Annotated in this window: 12 protein-coding genes and 1 pseudogene; 9 read left to right on the top strand and 4 right to left on the bottom strand. The window is 72.1% G+C overall.

Going from position 1 to position 23,180, the window contains the following annotated elements; all coding sequences use genetic code 11:
• Position 1: 1 nt before the first annotated feature.
• Positions 2 to 3,136 (bottom strand): AfsR/SARP family transcriptional regulator, encoded by a 3,135-nt coding sequence (locus M3Q35_RS13750; protein ID WP_273942125.1) that lies wholly within the window; start codon positions 3,134 to 3,136, stop codon positions 2 to 4.
• 141 nt (positions 3,137 to 3,277) lie between these two features.
• Here M3Q35_RS13750 and M3Q35_RS13745 point away from each other — a divergent pair, with 141 nt between their 5' ends.
• The 5 genes from M3Q35_RS13745 to M3Q35_RS13725 all read left to right on the top strand — a co-directional run bounded on the left by M3Q35_RS13745 (position 3,278) and on the right by M3Q35_RS13725 (position 6,962).
• A complete protein-coding gene (locus tag M3Q35_RS13745) occupies positions 3,278 to 3,460 on the top strand; it encodes a hypothetical protein (RefSeq protein ID WP_273942124.1) in 183 nt (60 codons plus the stop codon).
• 72 nt (positions 3,461 to 3,532) lie between these two features.
• On the top strand, positions 3,533 to 4,093 hold the full coding sequence (locus tag M3Q35_RS13740) for a peroxiredoxin family protein (protein ID WP_273942123.1): 561 nt from the start codon (positions 3,533 to 3,535) through the stop codon (positions 4,091 to 4,093).
• Positions 4,090 to 5,946, top strand: a complete 1,857-nt coding sequence (locus tag M3Q35_RS13735; protein WP_273942122.1) for an ABC transporter ATP-binding protein — start codon at positions 4,090 to 4,092, stop codon at positions 5,944 to 5,946. Before M3Q35_RS13740 ends, M3Q35_RS13735 begins: the two co-directional genes overlap by 4 nt.
• Positions 5,947 to 5,958: 12 nt before the next feature.
• Positions 5,959 to 6,516 (top strand): MauE/DoxX family redox-associated membrane protein, encoded by a 558-nt coding sequence (locus tag M3Q35_RS13730; protein WP_273942121.1) that lies wholly within the window; start codon positions 5,959 to 5,961, stop codon positions 6,514 to 6,516.
• Positions 6,517 to 6,521: 5 nt separating this feature from the next.
• Complete coding sequence (locus M3Q35_RS13725) at positions 6,522 to 6,962, top strand: S26 family signal peptidase (protein ID WP_273942120.1); 441 nt, start codon at positions 6,522 to 6,524, stop codon at positions 6,960 to 6,962.
• A gap of 340 nt (positions 6,963 to 7,302) precedes the next feature.
• Here M3Q35_RS13725 and M3Q35_RS13720 read toward each other — a convergent pair whose 3' ends face one another.
• Positions 7,303 to 9,477: an AfsR/SARP family transcriptional regulator gene (locus M3Q35_RS13720; RefSeq protein WP_273942119.1), complete on the bottom strand. Its 2,175-nt coding sequence runs from the start codon at positions 9,475 to 9,477 to the stop codon at positions 7,303 to 7,305.
• Positions 9,478 to 9,674: 197 nt separating this feature from the next.
• Here M3Q35_RS13720 and M3Q35_RS13715 point away from each other — a divergent pair, with 197 nt between their 5' ends.
• The gene (locus M3Q35_RS13715; RefSeq protein ID WP_273942118.1) at positions 9,675 to 14,981 is read left to right on the top strand and encodes a Tc toxin subunit A-related protein; all 5,307 of its coding nucleotides are present in this window, start codon (positions 9,675 to 9,677) and stop codon (positions 14,979 to 14,981) included.
• Here the strand turns inward: M3Q35_RS13715 and M3Q35_RS13710 are convergent.
• Positions 14,944 to 15,180: a hypothetical protein gene (locus tag M3Q35_RS13710; protein WP_273942116.1), complete on the bottom strand. Its 237-nt coding sequence runs from the start codon at positions 15,178 to 15,180 to the stop codon at positions 14,944 to 14,946. The two genes, M3Q35_RS13715 and M3Q35_RS13710, sit on opposite strands and share 38 nt — an antisense overlap.
• Between M3Q35_RS13710 and M3Q35_RS48855 the strand changes: the two are divergent.
• From M3Q35_RS48855 to M3Q35_RS13700, 3 genes and pseudogenes are all read left to right on the top strand, one after another.
• Positions 15,128 to 15,558, top strand: a pseudogene (locus tag M3Q35_RS48855) (SpvB/TcaC N-terminal domain-containing protein); the annotation flags it as partial. The gene M3Q35_RS13710 and the pseudogene M3Q35_RS48855 sit on opposite strands and share 53 nt — an antisense overlap.
• Before the next feature lie 633 nt (positions 15,559 to 16,191).
• Positions 16,192 to 22,116, top strand: a complete 5,925-nt coding sequence (locus M3Q35_RS13705; RefSeq protein ID WP_420704774.1) for a toxin TcdB middle/N-terminal domain-containing protein — start codon at positions 16,192 to 16,194, stop codon at positions 22,114 to 22,116.
• A gap of 166 nt (positions 22,117 to 22,282) precedes the next feature.
• Positions 22,283 to 22,408 carry a hypothetical protein gene (locus tag M3Q35_RS13700; RefSeq protein WP_273942115.1) on the top strand — a complete coding sequence of 42 codons (126 nt, stop codon included), beginning with the start codon at positions 22,283 to 22,285 and terminating at the stop codon, positions 22,406 to 22,408.
• Between the two features lie 20 nt (positions 22,409 to 22,428).
• Here M3Q35_RS13700 and M3Q35_RS13695 read toward each other — a convergent pair whose 3' ends face one another.
• The gene (locus M3Q35_RS13695) at positions 22,429 to 23,154 is read right to left on the bottom strand and encodes a universal stress protein (RefSeq protein WP_273942114.1); all 726 of its coding nucleotides are present in this window, start codon (positions 23,152 to 23,154) and stop codon (positions 22,429 to 22,431) included.
• Between the last annotated feature and the right edge of the window lie 26 nt (positions 23,155 to 23,180).

Below are 23,180 nucleotides of genomic sequence, written 5' to 3'. Positions count from 1 at the left end.
GTCAGTGCTTGCGGGCATTGCCGAGTCGGGTGGCGATGGCGCGTGCCGTCGTCGACGCGCGTTCGGTGCCTGGGCGGTGGCCGGTCTCGTGGTGGAGTTCGAGCGCCTCACTCGCGTACGCCGCGGCCCGTGCGAGGTTGTCCCGTGCCAGCTCGGCCTCGGCGAGGATGATCGTCGCCTTGCCCTGCAGGATTCGGTAGCCGAGTTCCCGCGCCTTGTCGTACGCGCGCTTCGCCGCTGGTGTGGCCTCGTCGTGTTCGGCCAGTGCCAGGTGTGCGTCGGCCAGGCCGACCAGTGCGTCGGTGAGGCCGTAGTGGTACAGGTTCGGGCCGTCGGCCAGGCCGGTCGCCTGCCGGTGGTGCGTGACGGCCGCCCCCGGCTGTCCTGAGCGGACGGCGATACGGCCGACCGCGTTGAGGATGTCGACCTCATTCTGGGCGCGGCCCGCGGTGCGCACGAGTGCCAGCGCCTGCTGCCCGAGGTCCGCCGCCCGCGCCAGGCCGCCTTCGACGGACGCGATCTCGGCCAGCTTGCCGAGACCCTGCGCCTCGCGGAAGCGCGAGCCCAGCTTCCGCGCCATCGTGAGAGTCCGGCTGTACAGCTTCTCCGCGTCGTGCAGGTCACCGCGCAGCCAGGCGGCCCATGCCAGGCCGGCCAGTGCGTCCAGCTCGCCGAAGACCGAGCCGTTCCGCCTGGCGAGGTCGAGCGCCTCACCGAAGTTGCGCTCCGCTTCGCCGAGGTCGCCCGACTCGTTGTTCATGTGAGCGAGAATCCGCAACGCGTGGACGATCCCCTCCGGCGACCCTTCGGCCCGCCACATCTGGATGGACCGCTCGCTGTACCCGAGCGCTTCGCGCCGGCGGCCGAGGCCGAGCAGCGCGTGGCCCGCGTTGCCCAGTGCCCTGGCTTCGCCGGTGCGCCAGCCGGTGTCGTGGGCGAGGGTCGCCGCTTCCTCGCTGTGGTCGAGGAATCCGTGGTTGTCGCCGACACTCCAGGACGCCGTGGCCAGGTTGATGTGCATCGCGGCCTGGGCCTGCCGGTCGCCCACCGCTGTCGCGGCGGACAGGCCGCCCCGCGCGAACGCCCGCCACATGTCGTTGTGGTAGGTGCGGGCGAGGAAGAACCCGCGGGTCGCGTCCGCCAGCCGCCACGCCACCGCCAGCATGCCGTGCGCGGGCGCACTCTCGATGATCGCGCCCAGGTTGGACAGCTCGTTCTCCAGCCAGGTCCACGCGCTCGCGGCGTCCGCGAACACCTCCTGGCCCACCGGGCCGGACAGCATCGGCACGTGCGGGTAGAGCAGCCGCGCTGCGGCCTCGGCCACCGCCACGTACCAGTCGTACAGGCGCCGCAACGGTTCCCGTCTGTCTACTTCGGATACTTCGCGGGCGTAGAGCAGGACGAGGTCGTGCAGCCGGTACCGGCCGGGTTCGTGCGACTCCACGAGGTTCGACCGGGCGATGCCGTCGAGCAGCCGGGTCACGTCCGGCTCGGCCGCGTCGAGGAGCGCGGCCACGGCGGCCGGCGTGAAGTCCGGGCCGGGGAGGAGGCCGAGGTGTTGGAAGAGGCGGCGTTCGTCGGGCCGCAACGCGCCGTAGGACACGGCGAAGGCGGGCCGGACGGCGGCACGCGAGTCACCCGCCACCTCGAGCGCGGTGATCGGACCGGCGTCGCGCAGGTCCGCGACGACCGACGCGATGCTCTGGCGCGCGCTCACCCGCAGCTTCCCCGCAGCCAGTCGCAGCGCGAGCGGAAGCTGCCCGCACAGGCCGACGAGCTCCTCCGCCGCCTGCGGCTGCGCGGCGATCCGCTCGTGGCCGAGGACGTTCGCCAGCAGCAGCAGGGCCTCCGGCCGGTCGAGCACGTCGATGCGCAGGCTGTGCGCGCCGTCGACGGCGACGAGACCGGTGAGCTGGTTGCGGCTGGTCACCAACGTCAGACACGAGGGCGTCCCCGGCAACAGGGGCCGGACCTGCTCCTCGTCCGCCGCGTTGTCCAGCAGCACGAGCATCCGCCGGTCCGCGGTCACCGACCGGTAGAGCGCGGCTTTCTCTTCGTTGTCAACGGGAATGCGGCCCGGCTCGACGTCGAGCGAGCGCAGCAGCCGCGCGAGGACCGTGCCGGGATCGGTCGGCGCGTGCTTGGGGTCGAAGCCGTGGAGGTCGACGTAGAGCTGGCCGTCCGGAAACCGCTCGGCTGCCTGGTGCGACCAGTGCACGGCCAACGTGGTCTTGCCGACGCCCGCCGTGCCGTGGATCACCGCCACCACCCGGCCCTGGCTGGCCGTGATCTTGTCCAGCTCGGCGAGGTCGGTGTCACGTCCGGTGAAGGACGCCGCGTCGGCGAGCAGCTGCCGGGGCGCCGGGGAGGCCGCCGGCGCGGGCCGGCTCACGGGAAGGACTTGGTCCTCGTTGCTGAGGATCACGGCGTGCAGCCGGCGCAGCGCAGGCCCCGGCTGGACGCCGAGGTCCTCGTCGAGGCGCACGCGGATCGCCTGGTAGGCCGCCAAGGCGTCGGCCTGCCGCCCGGCTCCGGACAACGCCCGCATCAGCTGGTGCCAGAACCGCTCGCGGTACGGGTGCTGTGCGGTCAGCGCGGTGAGCTCGCCGATCAGATCGCCGTGGCCGCCGAGCTCCAGCTCGAGCTCGGTGCGCCGCTCCAGCGCCTGCCACCGCTCCTCGTCGAGCCGGGGCGCCTCGTCGCGCCGCAGCGACTCCGACGGCACGTCGGCCAGCGCCGGGCCACGCCACAGCGCCAACGCCTGCCGCAGCTCCGCCAGGGCGGCGACCGGGTCGAGCCGCCCCGCATGCTCGACCATGGCGTGAAACCGGGTCAGGTCGACCTGGTCGGGTGCGATGTCGATCCGGTAGCCGCTCGGCCGGGTCGTGATCAGGGCCGGGTCGTCCAGCGCCTGCCGCAGGCGCATGACGTGGGTCGGCACGGTGGACCGGGCACGGGCCGGCGGAGCGTCTCCCCACAACCGGTCGATGAGCTCGTCCCGCGAGACGGTCTGCCCGGCACGCAGCAACAGCGTCGCGAGCACCACCCGCAGCCGGCCGCTGCCCAGCGGAACCGGCGTCGGCCCATTGAGCGCGGCCAGCTCACCGAGCAGCCGGAAACTCCACCCTTCGGACAATGTGCCCCTCCGACCGCGAGCCTACCCGAGGTCATCGAGATGTCGCCGAGCTGTGAACAGCGGCCGGAAAGGTGGTCGGCGGCCATGGCGTGACTAGGGAACACGCCCTGGTTTCCGTGCCACCAGAAGGGAATGTGTCCCATGGTTCGTCTGATCGAGAAGCTCGGTGACCGGGTGCTGGCACGGGTGGTGCCGAAGGCGACGGCGCAGGCCGCGCCGCCGCCCGGGTGCTGGTGTGACCAGTGCACGGGGGCGTGGTCGTTCCGCTGTTGCTGGGTCAGCGCGACCACGTACGTCTGCACCACCCAGTGCGTGTCCTGCTGATGTGACCAGGCGTCCCCGGCGGTCCGCCCGCCGGGGCGCCGGTCCCATGACCCGAAGACAGGAGGTTTCGCAATGGCGGTGCTGGTCGCTTCCGTGATGGTGCTGTGTTGTCTCTGCCTGTTCGACCTCGTGCTCACGCTGGGCGTGCTCAGGCGGCTTCGCGAACACGAGGCCCGCCTGGAGAAGGCCCCCGACTACAGCGCGCTGGACAACCTGGCGAGCTCGCTCGTGCAGGGTTCGCGGCCGGACCCGTTCACCGCGACGACGACCGACGGCGGCGTGGTGGCGTTGGACGACCTGGTCGACGGCACGGTGGTGGCGTTCATGTCGCCGCACTGCAAACCGTGTGTCGCCGGCCTGTCGAGCTTCGTCGAGCACGTCGGCGTGCTGCCGGAGGGCCGGCGGCAGGTCATCGCGGTACTGATGGGCGAGGAGGTCGAGGCGAAGCCGATGGCCGCCCGGCTTGAGCCGGTCGCGCAGGTCGTGGTCGAGCACATGAACGGGCCGCTGGCCGCGGCGTTCAAGGTGACCGCGATGCCGGTCATCTTCGTCCTGAGTGGGGACGGGACGGTGGCCGCGACGTCGTACGAGATCAACCAGCTGCTCGGTCCGATGGCGGCGGTCGTCAAGTGAGGTCGCGGTTCGCCGGTGTGGTTGCGGCGGTCGGCCTGGCGTGGCGGGCCGCGCCGGGGCTGTTCGCCGTGTACGTGCCCCTGAACGTGCTCGGCGCGGTCGTCCCGGTGGCTTCCGCGTGGCTGGTCAAGCTCATCCTCGACGCGCTGCTGCGCGGTACGCCGCTGTACCCGCTGCTCTGGCTGGTCGGCATCCTCGCGGTGGTGGGTGTCATCGCGGGTGTCGTGCCGCAGGTGATGGAGCACCTGCGGGTCGAGGCGGATCGGCGGGTCACGCTGCTGAGCGAGGACCGGCTCTACGGCGCGACCGAGCGGTTCGTCGGGCTCAGCCGATTCGAGGACCCCCACTTCCAGGACACGTTGCGGGTGGCGCAGGAGTCCGGGCGGTCCGCGCCGAGCAACGTCGTCAACGGGTTCGTCGGGGTCGGCCGGGCGCTGGTGACGATCGCGGGGTTCGTCGGCTCGCTCGCCGTGCTCGACCCGCTGATCACGGTGGTGGTGCTGGCGGCGGGGGTGCCGGCGGTGCTGGCCGAGCGTGCGCTCGCCCGCCGGCGCGCGGCGGTGTTCCTCGAGATGAGCCCGTCGATCCGGCGGGAGCTGTTCTACGCGCGGCTGCTCACCGACGTCCGCGCGGCCAAGGAGGTGCGGCTGTTCGGGATCGGCGGGTTCTTCCGGCAGCGGATGCTGGCCGAACGCGCGACGGCCAACGCGGCGGAACGCCGGGTCGACCGGCACGAGCTGCGCGTGCAGGGCGGGTTGGTGTTGCTGTCCTCGGTCGTGGCCGGCGGGGGTCTCGTCGCGGCGATCGTGGCGGCGAGTCGGGGGCAGCTCTCCGTCGGCGACGTGTCGATGTTCGTCGCCGCCGTCGCCGGGGTGCAGACGTCGCTGTCGATGTTGGTCGGCGCGTACGCGATGGCGAGCAGGTCGCTGGTGATGTTCGAGCACTACCTCGCCCTGCTGCGGTCGGACTCCGACCTGCCGGTCGCGGCGTCGCCGGCGGCGGTGCCCGAGCTGAGCGGCGGCGTTGAGCTCCGTGACGTGTGGTTCCGTTACTCCCCAGCGCATCCGTGGGTGCTGCGTGGGGTGAACATGACCATCCCGGCCGGCCGCGCGGTGGCGATCGTCGGGCGCAACGGCGCGGGCAAGAGCACGATCGTGAAGCTGCTGTGCCGCTTCTACGACCCGACCCGCGGTTCGGTGCTGTGGGACGGCGTCGACCTGCGTGACATGGCGCCCGCCGACCTGCGGGCGCGGATCGGCGCGGTGTTCCAGGATTTCATGGAGTACGACCTGACCGCCGCCGAGAACGTCGGGGTCGGCGACGTCGGGTGTCGTGATGACCGGCCCCGGGTCGAGGAGGCGGCGCGGCTGGCCGGCGTGCACAAGACGCTGGCGCGCCTGCCCGCCGGGTACGACACGCTGCTGAGCCGGACGTTCGGCACCGCAGGCTCGGCGTCGGCCGAGTCGGCTGCGCTCGCCTGGCTGACCGGCGACGACGAGTCCGGCGTCGGGGTCACCCTGTCGACCGGGCAGTGGCAGCGGCTCGCATTGGCGCGGGGTTTGTTCCGCGGCCGGCGGGACCTGCTCATCCTCGACGAGCCGAGTTCGGGCCTCGACCCGGAGGCCGAGCACCAGGTGCACGAGACGCTGCGGTCGTACGCCGCCGGCACGACCAGAGTGCTGATCTCGCACCGGCTCGGGGCGACCAGAGACGCCGACCACGTGTTCGTCATCGAGGACGGCGTGGTGTCGGAAGAGGGCTCGCACGCCTCGCTCGTCGCGGCCGGTGGCGTGTACGCCCGGCTGTTCGCGTTGCAGGCCAAGGGATATCAGGAGCCGACCGCGGTCGGCTGAGGGGAGCGATTCGTGTCCACAGTGTACTTGACGTGCCGTGGCGTGCTGGTGCTGGTGTTCGCGGCGTCCGCCATCGGGAAGCTGGGCAACTTCGGCGGTTTCGTGGCCGCCGTCCGGGGGCTGCGCCTGGTGCCCGACGCGTGGCCGCGGCCGGTCGCCCGGCTGGTCGTCGCGGCGGAAGCGGCGGCCGCCGGGCTGCTCCTGCTGCCGTCCCGCGTCGCGGTCGCCGGCTTCATGCTGGTGATCCTGCTGTGCGTGCTGTTCGGCGTGGTCATCGAGTCGTCGGTGCGCAGGGACATCCGCGTGGCCTGCCCGTGTTTCGGCGCGTCGGCGGACCTGTTGAACCGCAGGCACCTGGTGCGCAACGGTCTGCTGGTAGCCGTGGCGGTCGTCGGGCTGGCCGGGATCGACACCCCGCCGCCTGGGTTCGTCGGGCTGGTGGAGGTCGCCACCGCGCTGCCCGGGTTCGTCGAGGTCCTGGTCGGCGCGGTGACGGCGGTCTTCGTCGCCGCTGTGATGATCAGGTTCGACGATGTCGTCGAGACCCTCGCGCCCCGGGCGGCGCGGTGATCGCCGTGGTGGTGCTGGTGGGGGTCGTGCTGGCGGGCATGTTCTGCGTGGTCGCACTGAGCAGGCGGTTCATGGTGGTCACGGTGGCCGGCCCGAGCATGGCCCCCACACTGCGCGACGGCGACCGGGTGCTGGTGCGCCGCTGCGCGGTCGACCTGGTGCGGCGTGGCGACATCGTCGTGCTCCTGGGGCCGAGGATGCCCGGCCTTGGCGTCGCGCCCGCCGACTTCATGGCGGGCGCGACGAATGAGGAACGCACCCTGCTGATCAAGCGTGCGGTGGCGGTGCCCGGCGATCCGCTGCCGGGTGACTCGGCGGTCGTCTCCGCGGCCGAGATCGTGGTCACCGGCGACAACGAGAACATGAGCTACGACTCCCGGCAGGCCGGCCCGTTCGACGCACGCAACGTCCGCGGCGTCGTCGTCCGCCGGCTGACCATGGTCTAGCCCTGGCTTCGTGAACCGGCCGCGCTGATCGACGAGATCCTCAGCACCGCAAGGGATCACCAGGGCGCTCGCCCACGGCGATCGGCATTCCCGCAAACGCGTCGCCCGACTGATGCGCCAGGCCGGACGAGCCGGACGAGCGCCGAAACGCTGGCGCACGACCACTGTCCCGCATCCGGCGGCCGCTGTGGCAGCCGACCTGATCGCACGCGACTTCTCGTGCGCCGCAACAGAAATCACCACCCGTGTGCCACATGCGCTTCCTACTTGTGCGTTGGCGGCAAGTAGGAAGCGCATGTGGCACGAGGGGACTAGCGCCGGCGGAGGCGCGGAGGTGGGATCAGTTGGCGTAGGGGTGTTCGAGGTGGGCGGTCGACATCTTCAGGGCTGCCGCGTCCTCGGCCGCGACGGCCAGCTCGTGCGCGCCGGCGGCAGTGTCGCCGGGCCGGTTGCGGCGTTGCAGCGCCTGGCCGTGCCGGATGCGCGAGACGACGACGGCTGGCCAGTGGGCGAGGGCGAGGTTGTGCTGGACGGCGGTGCGAAGGTGCTGCACGGCGCGATCGAGGTGGCCGGTGGTGAGCGAGGCGAGCCCGAGGCTGTGATGGGCCGAACCGAAGCAGGCAATGCCCAGGCTGGGCATGATCGGCAGGTCGGCGAAGGGCGAGAGCAGCCGGTAGACCTGGGCGGCGGTGTCGGCGTCGCCGAGGCGGAACGCGACTTCGGCGACGCCGTTCATGGCGACCAACCAGGTGCTGGACCGGGGCACCCTGGCGAGATCGTGGCCGGTGAGCCTGGCCAGTGCGGTCGCCGCGGCGCGGTGGTCGCCGGCGACGGCGGCGGCCGACGCGAGCGCGGCGAAGTAGGAGTTGTCGATGGCGCTGAGCGTGTACGAGTGCACGAGGACCTCGAGCATGGGGAGCAGCTCGGTGAGCCGTCCCTGGAACCACCGGATCGCCACCAGCTGCGCGCCGTACCAGCCGAGTGCGTCGGCGTCGCCGGCCTGCTGCCCGAGCTCGGCGCACGCCTGGGCCATGACCTCGGCCTCGTCGAACCGCCCGCCGCGGATCGCCAGCATGACGCGGACGGCGTCGGCGGCGAAGCGGACGGCCAGGTGCTCGCCGTCGGCCAGCACGGCCTCCAGCTCACCCAGCCGCCGCTCGGCGTGCGGGTCGGCGGCCAGGAACAGGTCGACGGTGTGCCACAGCAGGCCCATCAGCCGGTCGATGCGCCGGCCGGTGCGGTCGCTCTCGGCGATCAGCCGGAGGGCGAGCTCGTGCCGCAGCGCGCCGTGGTCGGGCCCGAGCACACAATGGTGAGCGATGCTCAACGCCTCGGCGTGGGCGACCGGGTCGCCGGCCTGGCGCGTGTCCTCGACCAGCCGCAGGATCTCGGTGTGCGTCGCGGTCGGATACTCGGTCTCACCGGCGATCCGCACGCGTAGCCGCAGCGCCAACGGGCTGTCCCGGTCGACGGCGGCCAGTGCGTGCTCGAGCCGTGAGCGCAACTGGGTCGTGGTGGTCGCCGTGCGATGCTCGTGAACCCAGAGACCGCTCAACCCCAGCACGGCATGGGCCATGCCGATGACGTCGCCGTGCTGCTCGGCGTCGCGGTGGGCGGCCTCGAACTGCTCCCGGCTGACGGTCAGATCGCCGTCGGTGTGCAACGCGCTCGCGCCGGCCGCCAGCAGCCGCTCGCGCCGCCCGTCATCCCGCGTCGTGAGCTCGCCGACGACGAGCAGACCGTCCTCGTGGGCCAGGATCCGTTGGTGGATCGCGGTGAGGACCGGCGACGGCTCGACACCGCACTCCTCGATCAACGCGCAGCGGGCCCGGCGGAAGGTGTCCAGCGCGTCGGCCTGCCGGCCGGCACGGTACAGCGCGGTCATCAGCTGTCCCCAGAGCCGCTCGTTGCCCGGCGCCGCGGCGGTCATCTCGGTCAGCTCGGCGACGAGCTCCTGGCCGTGCCCGGTGGCCAGGTCGGCGTCGATCCGGTCCTGTACGGCGTCGTCACGCAGCTGCGCCAGCCGCCGGCTCGCGGCGTCGAGGGCGGGCATGCCGGTGAACTCCTCGTACGCGCCGCCCTGCCACAGCCGCAGCGCCGCCCCGAGCTGGCCGATGGCGACCTCCGGCCGGCCGGCGTTGAGCGAGCGGTGCCCGGCCGCGGCCAACTGCTCGAACCGCACGGCGTCGACGAGGGCAGGCTCGACGCGCAGCAGGTATCCCGGCGGTTTGGTGACGATCAGCTCGCTCGCCCCCACCGCCGTGGTCGCGGACGCGATCGACTTGCGCAGCCTGGACATGTAGGTGCGCACGGTGCGTCCGGCGTCCGGCGGCGCCGCGTACCCCCACAGCAGTTCGACCAGCGCCGACACGCTCACCGGGCGGGCGGCCGCGGCGACCAGCAGGGCGAGCAGCGCCCGCAGCCGCGGTCCCCCGAGGTTCAGCACGTCGCCGTCGACGTCGACCTCGAGCGGACCGAGCACCCGGATGTCGACGACATGCGGATTGTCGCCCACACCACCCCCAGCTCCGTTCGGGTCGTATGTCCTGAACAGGAGTGAAGAGCCTAATCGCCGGATACGTCGAGCCGGGCCCACGCCGCCGTTCGCCGCCAGGGGTGGAGCCCGGTCGGCCGGTCCGACGCCGGGACACTGTCGACGGATTGTCGACGGCGCGGACGACAGTTGCCGACCTCGCAGGGAAAGGGGTCACGGTGTCTGTCGAAGAGGCGTCGGTCGAGAGCTTGCTGCCAACCACCCGGCCACAGCCGGGGCCGAACCAGCCGGCCAGCGTGTCGGTCACGGCGCCGGCCGGCCGCGTGCTGGCCGGGTTCCCGGTGTCGATGTCGCGGACGGTGTCCACCGACCCCGGTGTGGTGTGGCACTACATTCCCGGCGACGACAGCTGGGAGGACGAGCCGGCGGTCACCTTCACCGGCGAGATCTTCTTCACCCGCGACAACGTGGAGGTGTTCCGCGGCGGCACGGTCACCTTCCCGACCCCGGGGGACCACACGCTGACGGCGTCCGCGCCGACCACGAGCGGGGAGGTCATCGTGTCCGCCCCGGTGACCGTCCATGTCACGGCGCCGGTGCCGCCGGCCTTCACCGTCACCGCGCCGGTCGCCGGGGCGGTGGTGCCGCTCGGTGAAGGTGGCGGCCGGGTCGACGTGACCGTGGCCATCCCGGCCGACCAGTACTTCCCGGTGACGGTGGCGATCGCCCGCGACGGGCAGGCGTTCTCCAGCGAGACGATCTCCGCCACCACGTACCAGATCTCGGTGCCGCTCTCGCCGATGCCGCTGGGGGCACGGACCATCGCCGTCACGGTCTTCGACCGTGACAACCTCACGTCGACCAAGACCGTCACGGTCACCGGCCGCGACATCGCACCGCCGCATCTCACGGTCACCGAGCCGCTGCCGCAGGGCACCATCATCGGCGACGTGAACGGCGCGGCCACGGTGCATATGCGCGGCACGGCGTCGGACAACCAGGCGGGCATGGTCGGCGGTCAGGCGTCGGTGGCCTGGGCGCTGACCCCGACCGGCACCAGAACCGCGGCGGTGCCCAAGGCGGCCGGCGACTTCACGGGGTGGACCGCCGACGTCCCGCTGACCGGTTTCGGCGCGCACACCATCTACCTGTGGGTGACCGACGCGGTCGGCAACGTCACGCCGCCGCTCGCTCCGGAGACCGTGCCGGTCACGGTGATCAGCTCGTTCGTGCCGGCCACGCTGGACGAACGGCTGAACGAGCGGCAGTACCTCGCGGCGTTGCTGGGCTTCACCCAGGAACAGGTCACGCTGCCCGGCACCCCGCGGCCGCCGCTGGACACCGCGACGCTCGTCGCGGCGCTGGGCCAGCCGGTGGACCGGCTGAGCCAGCCGCTGTCCGCGGCTGCCGACCGCGGCGGGCAGGAGATCAACCAGCTGCGGGTACCGATCGAGCTGCTGCGGGCGCAGATCGCGGCCACCCACGCCGCCCCGGATCCCGGCGCGGTCGGCGAAGCCGCCTACCGGGACGCGGCCTACGCCTCGCTGCTCGCCTCGTACGGGACGAGCTACACGCAGCTGCGCCAGCTCCGGGGCGCGTCGGCGGCCGACCGCCAGGCGCTGGCCGACCGGATCGGCATCCGCCTGTCGGCGAAGACGCCGGACGAGCTGGACCAGCTGACCCTCGACGGCAGCAAGCTCACCGAGGCCGCGCTGGAGACGTTGTTCGGCCTGCCGTCGAGCACCGGCGCGGATCCGCTGCGAGCGCCGGTGATCCCGCTGATGCGCACCTGGCAGCTGGCGGCGCAGGCGCTGACCTGGGCCGACGAGGACCAGCACCCGAACCCGCCGCGGAAGTTCCCGGTGCTGCTCGATCCCGACCTGGTCGGCGCGCCGGACGTGATCGCCGGAGTGAAGGGCGATCCGATCCGGCTGCTGCTGACCCAGCGGGCGGGCCAGCTCAAGAGCTTCTCCAACAGCATCGAGAAGGCACGGGTCGCCGCCGGCACACCGGCGGCCGGGCTGGCCGCGATACTCGCGCTCGGCCTGCCCGGCGTCGATCTGAACGACCTGTCGGCCAAGGACCAGCGCGGCGTCGACATCAGCGCCGCACTGGCCGCCGCCGGGCTGACCCGGAGCGGATTCCTGTTCCTGGTCAAGCTGGGCACGATCGCCGCCACCGCCACCCAGTTCGAATGGGCCGACGCCAACGCGATCCTCACCGCCGCGCACAAGCCGTCCATGTACGCCGGCTGGCGGGCCCAGGAGACGGCGTTCGTGCTCTCGCCCGACTTCTTCGTGCTCTCCGACACCGCGCCGCAGACCCCGTTGTACCGCGCGGATTCCCGGGCCCGGGCGGCGTGGCAGAGCGTGCTGCGCGGTCGGATCGCACAGCGGCGGAACCTGCTCGACGCCGGCGCGGCGGCGGTGGCCGCGGCCGAACAGGCGGCGCTGCCGATCCTGCGGGACGCGCTGCTCGCCGACCTCGCGCCGGGCACGCCCGGCGATGTCGGCGAGGCGATGTCGGCCCGGTTCTTCGTGGACGTGCTGGCCGGCGGCAGCCTGCGCACCACGCGGATCCGGCAGGCCATCGAGAGCGTGCAGTCCCTGCTGCTGGCCAAGAGATCCGGCGAACTGGTGTCCACCCATCCGGCCTTCGCCTGGCAGATCACGGACTTCGGCGTGTTCACGGCGGCGTGGGTGTGGATGGGGGAGATCGGCGACTGGCGGTCGGCGACGTCGGCCTTCCTGTTCGCCGAGCGACACCTCGACCCGGCACTGCCGGCGGCGGTCGTGCCACCGGTGGTCGCGACGCAGCCGATGCCGCTGGACACGTTGCGCGCCAACATCCGTGGCACCGGTCCGTTCGGCCCGGCCGACGCCGTGCGGGAGGCCAACACCTACCTCAAGGCGATCGGCATCACGACCTTCACGTACCTCGATCCGGCCGGCCGCTCCGCGGCGCACCAGGACGCGCTGCGCGCGGTGTCGGCCGCCCGTCCGGAGCCGGCCAACCGGGAGATCTTCTGGCTGGTGCCGCTGCTGCTGGCCCAGCGGCTCCAGTCGGCCGGCAACTTCCAGGCCGCGCTGGACTGGTACTGGATCGTCTACCCGTACGACGCCGACGCGCCGGTCTTCTCCATCTACAACCGCATCTTCACCGAGACGTCGTTCCGGCCCGACCTCACCATCCGTCCCGGCTGGACGACCAAGGCGCGGCTGGATCCGTTCGCGCTGGTGCAGGACGCGACCGCGCCGCGGCCGACGCCGTACACCCGGTACACGCTGCTGTGCGTCATCCGCTGCCACGTCGACTTCGCCGACGCCGAGTTCGGCCGCGAGACCGACGAGTCGGTGGCCAACGCCCGCACGCTCTACGTCACGGCGCGGCGGCTGCTCGGCCACCCGAAGCTCCAGCCGCAGCAACCGACCAACTTCGGCGAGCCGACGCTGCCGATCCCGGAGCTCGACGCCCTCGGCACGCGGGTCGCGGTGCAGCTGACCAAGCTGCGGCAGGGCCGCAACGTGGCCGGCCTGCCGCGGACCCAGGGCCCGGCCACCGCGCTGACGGTGACCCAGCCGACCCCGTTCCGGTTCAAGACGCTGCTGGAGCGGGCCAAGCAGCTGGCCGGGCAGGCGGCCCAGATGGAGGCCGGTTATCTGGCCGCGCTGGAGAAGTACGACCAGAAGAACCTGGGGCTGTTCGACGCGCTCAAGGGCATCGACCTGACGGCGGCGCAGATGGGCCTGGCGGCCCTGCGCGTGGAGGAGTCGCACGACGCCGTCACCGCCGCGACCGCGCAGCAGACCAAGGCCGACACCATGGTCGCGGCCTACGGCGAGGCGATCGCCGCGCCGCCGAACCAGTACGAGCAGAGCCTGCTGCACGAGTTCACCGACATGCGCGACATCCGGGACGGCATCTCGGTGGCCAACACCGCGATCGGCGTCATGCAGGCGGCGGCGGCCGCGTCCAACGCCGCCGAGCTGTTCTTCAGCGGCGGCGCCAGCGCGGCCCTGGCCGCCGGCATCTCCGCGGCGACGACCGTGCGCGGCGGCCTCGAGCTCGCGCAGAACGACCTCGAGTCGCAGATGCAGGCCGACCAGCTGCACGCCGGCATCGAGCAGCGCAAGGCCGAGTGGCGGTTGCAGCAAACCGCGTCGCTCCAGGAATCCCTGGTCGCCGCGGCCCAGGTGGACGTGGCCAACGACCAGGTGACCATCGCGACCCAGGAAGGCGCGATCGCGTCGCTGCAACACGATCAGGCCGTGGCCACGCTGACGTTCCTCAGCAACCAGTTCACCAACGCCGACCTGTACCTGTGGATGAGCTACACGCTCGGCGGCGTCTACCGGTACTTCCTCCAGCAGGCCACCGCCACCGCCCGGCTGGCCCAGGCCCAGCTGGCGTTCGAGCGGGCCGAGCCGGCGCAGACCCTGATCCGGGACGACTACTGGCAGACGCCCGAGCAGAACGCCGCGGTCGACCGCCGCGGGCTGACCGGGGCCGAGCAGCTCGAGGCCGACCTGGCCAGCCTCGACCAGTACGCGTTCAGCTCGGAGCGGCGGCGGCTCAACCTGTCCCAGACGTTCTCGCTGGCCAAGCTGATGCCGGTGGAGTTCATGGCCTTCCGGAAGACCGGGGTGCTGTCCTTCGCCACCCCGATGGCCCTGTTCGACCAGGACTTCCCCGGGCACTACCTGCGGCTGGTGCGGCAGGTGCGGACCAGCCTGGTGGCGCTGGTGCCGCCGGACCGGGGCATCCGCGCCACGTTGTACTCCAACGGGATCTCGACCGTCACGACCGGCCAGGATGGCGTCTTCCAGGACGTCACCGTGCGGCACGATCCCGGCGTCGTCGCGCTGACCTCGCCGCTCAACGCGAGCGGGGTGTTCGAGCTCGACGCCCAGTCCGACATGCTGCTGCCGTTCGAGTCCAGCGGCGTGGACACCACCTGGGAGCTGCAACTGCCGCAGGCGGCCAATCCGTTCGACTTCGCCACCATCGTCGACGCGCTGATCACCATCGACTACACCGCGCTGTACGACGACGGCTACCGCGACCAGGTCACCACCCGCCTCAACGCCGACCGGGACCGCGGCGCGGACTGCGTGTTCAGCCTGGCCCGCGACTTCCCCGACCAGTGGTACGACCTGAACAACCCGCCCGACTCCACCGCCCGGTCGGTGACGATCACGTTGCGGGGCATCGACTTCCCGTTCGCGATCGATGGGCTGGCGACCGCGTCGATCGCGGTGCGGCTGGCCGGCGACGACCCGGTGCCGGCCACGGTGGTGTCGCTGCACCGTGGCGCGGCCGGCGGTGACGCCACGACGGCCGACGGCATCGCGAGTGTCCGCCGTGGCAATGCCGCCGCCTGGAATCCGTTGTGCGGCAGCAGTCCCACCGGAGACTGGGTGCTGAGCTTCGGGGCCGACGCCCGGGCTCTGTTCGCCTCCGGCGGACTCGACGACATCGTGCTGGTCATCAGCTGGACCGGTCAGGCCCCGGCCTGGCCCGTGTGAAGGGAATCCCGGTGTCCACGACATCCGCCGGCGCGTCCGGGTCGGTGATCTCGCTGCCGCAGGGTGGCGGCGCGGTCAGCGACCTCGGCGAGAAGTTCTCGGCCGACCTGTCGACCGGCGCGGCCTCGCTGTCGGTCCCGCTGCCGGTGCCGGCAGGGCGGTCCGGTGCGACCCCGCAGCTCGCGCTCGCGTACAGCACCGGGCACGGCAACGGGTTGTTCGGCCTCGGCTGGCACCTCGGCCTGGCCGGCGTGTCCCGCAAGACGGCGAGGGGGTCCCGCGTTATCTCGACGACCAGGACGTGTTCCTGCTGTCCGGCGGCGAGGACCTCGTGCCGGTCGACGGCGGCGCGGTGGGACGGCAGCGGTACCGGCCGCGCACCGAGGGACAGTTCGCCCGCATTGAGCACGTGCGGGCCGACGGATCCGACTACTGGGAGGTACGCGGCACCGACGGCGCGCTGGCCCGGTTCGGCACGCCACGGCCGGCCGGCGCGCCGTCGGACTGGCGGGATCCGGCCGTTGACGCCGACCCGGCCGAGCCCGGTCGGGTTTTCGCCTGGCAGATCACGGAAAGCCGGGATGTGCTCGGCAACCTGATCCGCTACGAGTACATCCGCGACACCGGCAACGAGGCCGCGCACGTGTGGGACCAGCCGGTGCTCAGCGCGATCTCGTACGCGGACTACGGCGACCGGGCCGCGCCGTCGTTCCTGGTACGGGTCGACTTCGACTACGAGCCGCGCCCGGACCCGTTCTCCGACCGCCGGGCCGGGTTCGAGCTGCGGACGTCGTTGCGCTGCCGCACGATCCGCGTTTCCACGCACGCGGCCGACGGGATTTCCCGGGTGTCGCAGGAGATCCGGCTCGGCTACCGGCAGGCCGCGTACACCGGCGTGACGCTGCTCGAGCGGGTCGATCCGGTTGGTATCGACGGGACGGCCGAGGAACCGTTGCCGCCGTTGACGTTCAGCTACGCCGAGTTCGACCCGGCCGGCCACCGGCTGGACCGGCTGACCGGTCCGCTGCCGGCCGTGTCGCTGGAGAGTCCCGGCTTCGCACTGGTGGACCGGCTGGGCAGCGGGCTGCCGGACATCGTGGAATTCGGCGCGGCGAAACGGTTCTGGCGCAACCTCGGCGGTCTCCGGTTCGACTCGGCGCGCTCCATCGAGCAGGCGCCGCCCGGCGGGCCGGCCGACGGCGTCGAGTTCATGGACGCCGACGGCGACGGCCGTCCCGATCTCGTGTTGTCCGGCCGGACCAAGGGTTTCCCGGCCGGCTACTTCCCGATGACCTTCGCCGGCGGCTGGTCGAGGCGGTCCTTCCAGCCCTACCGGCAGACGCCGGCCGTCGGACTCGGCGAGCCGAACGTCAAGCTGGTCGACCTGGACGGCGACGGGCTCACCGACGTGCTGCGATCGGGCAGCCGGCTGGAGGCGTGGTTCAACGACCGGGATCCGCGGCTGGCCTGGCGGCGCACCGCGACCAGCGCCGGCCCGGCCCGGCCGCCCGACCTGTCCGATCCGCGCGTCCGGCTGGCCGACATGACCGGCGACGGGCTCCAGGACATCGTGCTGCTGGGCAACGGCAACGTCCGCTACTGGCCCAATCTCGGCCACAACCGGTGGGGCACGCCGGTGACGATGCGGCGGGCGCCGCGGCTGCCCGGCGGCCCGGACGGCGGCATCGGCTACGACGCCCGCCGGGTGCTGCTCGGCGACGTCGACGGCGACGGGGTCGCCGATCTCGTCTACATCGAGGACGGCCGGGTGTTGGTGTGGCTCAACCAGTCCGGCAACGGCTGGACGGCCGAGCCGCTGACGATCACCGGCACGCCGCGCTTCGGCGGCCGCGACTCGGCCCAGCTGATCGACCTGACCGGGGTCGGCATGGGCGGGCTGCTGTTCAGCCGCACCGCCGACCGACCGGAACCGCGGTTCCTCGACTTCACCGGCGGCGTCAAGCCGTACCTGGTGGTCGGCATGGACAACCACCTGGGCGCGACGACGCGGGTGGAGTACCGCACCTCGACCGCGGAGTTCTTACGGGACCAGGGAAATCGCGCGACACGCTGGCGCACGCCGCTGCCGATGCCGGTGCACGTGGTCTCGCGGATCGAGGTCGTCGACGCCATCTCCGGCGGCCGGCTGGTCTCGCAGTTCCGGTACCGGCACGGCTACTGGGACGGCTACGAGCGCGAGTTCCGCGGGTTCGCGTTCGTGGAGCAACTCGACAGCGAGACGGTCGGCGCGGACGAGCACTTCTCGCCGCCGACCATGACCCGCAACTGGTTCCACGTCGGGCCGGTCGCGGCCACGGAGGCCGGCGACTGGACCGAGCTCGACCTCACCGCCGAGTACTGGAACGGTGATCCGCCGAAGCTGGCCGCCCCGGCCGGGCAGGCGGCGTTCCTGGCCGGGCTGTCACGGGCCGACCGCCGGGACGCGCTGCGTGCCATGCGTGGGCGCCTGCTGCGCACCGAGTTGTACGCGCTCGACGGCACCGACCTGGCGTCGCGGCCGTACACGGTGAGCGAGTCGGCCATCGGCGTGCGGCAGGAGGCCGCACGGGTGTATTTCCCGTTCACCGCCGCCGGTCGGACCACGCAGTGGGAGCGGGGCACCGACCCGCATCACGAGTTCACCTTCCACACCGGCTTCGACCGGCACGGTTTCCCCCTCGGCCAGGTGCACATCGCGGTCCCACGCGGCCGTGACCCGATGGTCGCGGCCGGGCCCGGCGCGCCGTATCTCGCCACGTCGTCCGTCATCGAGTACGCCGACCGCGACGACGCCGACCACTACCTGGTCGGCCACGTCAGCCGGACCACCAACTACGAGGTGGTCAACGACGGGCGGTTGTCGGTGTCCGATCTGCGCGACGCGGCGGTGGCCGGTGTCTCGCTGCGGGTCGTCGCGCACAGCCGCACGTTCTATGACGGCGCGGCGTTCACGGGCCTGCCGCTCGGCGTGCTCGGCGACTACGGGCTGCCGGTACGGGAGGAGTCGCTGGTCTTCGACGATACCTTCCTCCCCGGGCTCTACGGTGCCACGCCGCCGGTCTACCTCAACCCGGCCGGGGTGGCGTCATGGCCCGCCGAGTATCCGGCCGAGTTCCGCACGTTGCTGCCGGCGCTGGCCGGGTACGTGCACTACGCGGACGGCGCGGTGCCCGGATCGCCCGCCGGCTACTACACGTCGACCAATCGGCGGCGGTACGACGTCCACGAGCCCGGACGGGTGCCGCGCGGCCTCGTCACCGCCTCGATGGACGCGTTGGGCGGCGTCGGCACCGTCTCGTACGATGCCCACGACCTGCTGCCGGTGCGCTCGGCCGACGCCGTCGGTCTGGAGACACTGGCGGACAACGACTATCGGGTGCTGCATCCGCGCACGGTCACCGACGTGAACGGCAACACCAGCCGGGCCGTGTACTCGCCGGCCGGCCTGGTGACGGCGGTTTTCGTGCAGGGCAAGAACGGTGAGGGCGACAGCGCCGCGCCGAGCAGCGCGACCGTGTACGACATGCACGCCTTCGACCGCGCCGGGCAACCGGCGTCGGTGCGCACCACAACGCGTGTGCACCACGACACCGACGTCGACGTCCCGGCCGCCGACCGCGACGCGGTCATCGTTTCGGTGCAGTTCTGCGACGGCTTCGGGCGCACGGTGCAGACCCGCACCCAGGCCGAGGAGATACTGTTCGGCGATCCGGCCTTCGGCGGCGGGACGCTGCCGGCCGACCTGGCCGCGCCGGCCGGCGGCGATGTCGTGGGCCGGGTGCGGGCGGCGACCGATCCCGAGAACGTGCGTGTGTCCGGTTGGCAGCGCTACGACAACAAGGGCCGGGTCGTGCAGGCGTACGAGCCGTTCTTCGGCACGGGATTCGACTACGGCCAACCGTCCGACGCGGTACTCGGCCAGCGCGCGACCATGTTCTACGACCCGCGCGGCGAGCTGATCCGCACCGTGCACCCGGACGGCAGCGAACAGCTTGTCGTGCACGGAATTCCGGCCGACCTGACCGACCCGAGCCGCTACGCGCCCACGGTGTGGGAGCAGTACACCTATGACGGCAACGACAACGCCGGCCGCACGCATCCGACCACCAGCACCGCCTTCCAGTCGCACTGGAACACGCCGTCCAGCGTCGAGGTCGACGCCCTCGGGCGGACCGTGCGCGCGGTGGCCCGCAACGGCGCCGACCTGATCATCACCCAGCAGGCGTACGACATCACCGGCCAGCTGCTGTCGATCACCGACGGGCTCGGCCGAGTCGCGTTCCGGTACACCTATGACCTGCCTGGGCGGCGCTGGCGGACCACCGGCATCGACGGCGGCGTCCGGGACACCGTGCTCGACGCGCTGTCGAAGCCCGTGGAGAGCCGCGACAGCAAGGGCGCGCTCGGGCTGCTGGGCTACGACCTCGTGCACCGGCCGATCCGTACCTGGGCGCGGGACGCCGCCGGCGCACCGATCGGCCTCCGGCAACGGATCGAGTACGGCGACGCCGGCCGCCCCGACCAGCCGGCGGCCGACCGCGCGGCCGCCCGGGCGGCGAACCTGCTGGGCCGGCCGGTTCGTCAGTACGACGAGGCGGGCACGGCCGTCACCGAGGCCGTCGACTTCAAGGGCAGCCTGCTGCGGGCGACGCGACGGGTGATCGCCGACGCGCCGATCCTCGCCACGTACGCGCAGGCATCGGCCAACGGCTGGTCCGTGGCGGCGTTCGCCGTGGACTGGCAGCCGCGCGCCGGGCAGACCCAGGACCAGCGTGACGCCGAGCTGCTGGAGCCGACCGGGTACACCAGCACCACCAGCTACGACGGACTCGGCCGGCCGACGGTGCACGTGTTGCCGGTCGACGTCGAAGGGCGGCGGCGGGAGATCCGGGCCAGCTACAACCGCGCCGGCGAGCTGGCCCAGATGACATTCGACGGCACGGTGCACGTGCGGCAGATCGCCTACGACGCCAAGGGGCACCGGCAGTTCATCGCCTACGGCAACGGCATCCTGACCCGACACGCGTACGACCCCCACACCTTCCACCTCGTTCGGCTGCGAACGGAGTCGTACAGCGTGCCCGCACCGGGCACGTTCCGCCCGGGCGGTGCGGTGCTCCAGGACCAGGGCTACGACTACGACCTGATCGGGCACCTGCTGACCCTGCGCGACCGCACGCCCGGAGCCGGCCTGCCGGCGACGCCGAACGCGCTCGATCGGCAGTTCGGGTACGACCCGGCGTACCGGCTGCTGTCGGCGACCGGCCGCGAGCAGGCCACCCCGCCCAACCAGGACCCGTGGATCGACCTGCCGCGCAGCGTCGACCCCACGACAACGCAGGCGTACGTCGAGCGCTACCAGTACGACGCCGGCGGCAACCTCACGCAACTGGTTCACGCCAGCGCGGCCGGGTACACGCGGGACTTCACCCTGGCCGCCGGCAGCAATCGGTTGCAGCGGTTGACAGTTGGCAGCACCCCGTTCGACTACCTGTTGGACGCCAACGGCAACGTGCGCGGCGAGGGCGGCACCCGGCGGTTCGGCTGGAACCACGCCGACCGGTTGGTGACGTTCGCGACCCAGACCCCCGGCGCCGAGCCTTCGGTGCACGCCCACTACCTGTACGACGCCACCGGCGCGCGGATCAAGAAGCTGGTGCGCCGGCAGGGCGGGGCGGTCGAGGTGACCCACTACGTGAGCGGGTTCTTCGAACACCGCCGGTGGTCCGGCGGCGCGAACAATGCCGTGCACCTGATGGACGATCAGCACCGCATCGCGGTTGTCCGGGTCGGGCCCGCGCATCCCGACGACCGTGGGCCGGCCGTGGCCGTGCAGCTCGCCGACCAGTTGGGCAGCAGCACGGCCACCGTGGACGGCGCCGGCGTGCTCACCAATCGTGAGGAGTACTCGCCTTACGGTGAAACGACCTTCGGCAGCTATACCCGTAAGAGGTATCGCTTCACCGGGCGCGAGCGGGACGAGGAGAGCTCGCTCGCCTATCACGGCAGCCGTTACTACGCACCCTGGCTGGCCCGGTGGACCTCGACCGATCCGATCGGCGCGGACGGCGGCAGCAACCAGTACGCCTACGCCGCCGGCAATCCGTTGCACTTCACCGACACCGACGGGCACGCCCCGAAGAAAAAGGCGCCCGGGCGGCAGAGCAACTACGGCATCGGCACGCACGGCCCGTACTCGAAGATGAAACAGACCGCGGCCAGCAAGGTGGGCAAGAACCAGGTCACCTTCCTCGAGCATCCGATGCCGGGGTCGCACGCCGAGCTCATGATGACCGATCCGACCACCGGCAAGAGCGACTACGTGCGGACCAACGGCTACGAGCGGGCCGAGGTGATGCGGATGGACAAGCGGGGCAAGGTGCCCAAGGACCGGCTGGACAACCGCCAGCTGCGCAAGTTGGAGGACAAGGTCGCGGCGGGGGAGGGGATCGACTACAAGGAGGATCTGTTCCTGCGGGCCGACCGCGACTGGAACCAGGTCGCGGAGAGCATCAAGTCCAAGTCCACCGCCGGGCAGCGCGGGGCGACGCTCATCGGACAGGACGGCAGCCACTTCGAGACCATGTCCCTGAAGGAGACCGGTCGGCGGATCGCCCAGTTCGAGGCCCGTCTCGAACGGCAGAACGCCCGGACCCTCGCTCGCGCCGAGGTCCTGGCCAAGGGTGCCGGGGGCATCGCCGGCAAGGCCGCCGGCCTCGGACTCAAGGCCGTCGGGTTCGCCGGCAAGGTCGCCATGGCGTGGACGGTGGCCAAGCACTCCTTCCTGGCCGGGGCCCATCTGCGGGAGGGGGAATGGGGCGCCGCCGGGCGCGAACTCGCGGTCATGGCCTACGACCTGCTGCCGGTCGACCCGCTGCTGTTCCAACCGGACCACATGCGCATGCCGGGTTTCGGCCCCGACCAGACCGTGTTCAAGGCACGGATCGAAGGCTCGCTCGGCGGCAAGGCCGGCGGCGGTTGCCAGGCCTGCCACGACGCGGTCGCCGCCGACAACTACTTCAAGGGCACCGTGGCCGGACGGACCTGGGAGGCGCAGCACGGCCCCGGTGTCGGCGGCAACGGCCTGCCGACAGATGCCGGCTGGAGCGCATTCCAGAACCGGTTCCAGCACTGAGGCCGTCGTCGTTCCGAAGCCCCGAACAGCGGCTGTCAGTCACAGATCACGAACAACAGCATCCCATCGCCGCGCCGGTCGCGCCCGACCGGGTGCGTGAGTTGGTCGGGTGGTTGAGCCCCGCGGTCGGCGCCCGCGTGGTCGACCTCGGCTGTGGTGAGGGCGAGTGGCTTCAGCAGGTGCTGCTGGACCATCCCGCGACGGTCAGGCGCTGATCGGCGAGATGATCTGGGAAGGGACGCCGTCCGCGGCAGCGCTGGCCGCGTTCGGACTCCCGGCCATCAGCAACTGACTACGAACTGCGGCTGAGTACTAGGTATGGACGACCAACACGGGACAGGGGGAGTGGTAGAGCGCAGCCCGGGTGACGGGGCCGAGGGGGTGGCGCGGGGAGTCGCCGCGGGCCAGGACGAGCAGGTCCGTGTCGCCGGGGTTCTCCAACACCTCGTGGGGAAGCTGCCGGGCGAGGGTGAAGGAGGCGCGGACGGCGAGGCCGAGGGCCTTGAGCTGGAGCTCGGCGATGTGGAGGACGTCTTCGGGGGTGCGGCCGGGGCGGAGGTCGTTGGGGGCGGCATGCACGACGCGAAGACGGGAGCGGTGCGAGAGGGCGAATTCCCCGGCCCGGCGGAGGACCACATCGTCGTCGGGGCCGCCGCTGATCATGGCGGTGACGATGTGGTGCTCGCCGCGGACGGTGGCGGGGGTGCCGCGGACGACGACGGTGTCGCTGTGGGCGCCGGCGAGGACGGGGATGACGAGTTCGCCGAGGCCGAAGTGGCGGTGGCCGCGGCAGCCGAGGACGAGCAGGGAGCTGTCCTGGCTGGCGGTCGTGAGCTCGACGACCGGTGCCGGGCCGACGGGCCGGCAGTTGATGGGCAGCAGCGGGTAGAGCCGGTGCGCGTGGCTGAGGCCGAGGTCGGTCGGCACGTCGGAGGGCACGTCGACACGGGCGCGCAGGACGTGCAGGGAGGCGCCGCGGGTCCAGGCGTGGCGGGCGGCCCAGTCGAGGGCCATGTTGCCCCAGTAAGACCCATCCACGCCGACGGTAATTACACCGGGGGCAC

Source organism: Kutzneria chonburiensis (assembly GCF_028622115.1).
Lineage (GTDB): Bacteria > Actinomycetota > Actinomycetes > Mycobacteriales > Pseudonocardiaceae > Kutzneria > Kutzneria chonburiensis.
Note: the sequence above shows the minus strand (reverse complement) of the source record. Positions and strands in the feature narration are given on the sequence as shown.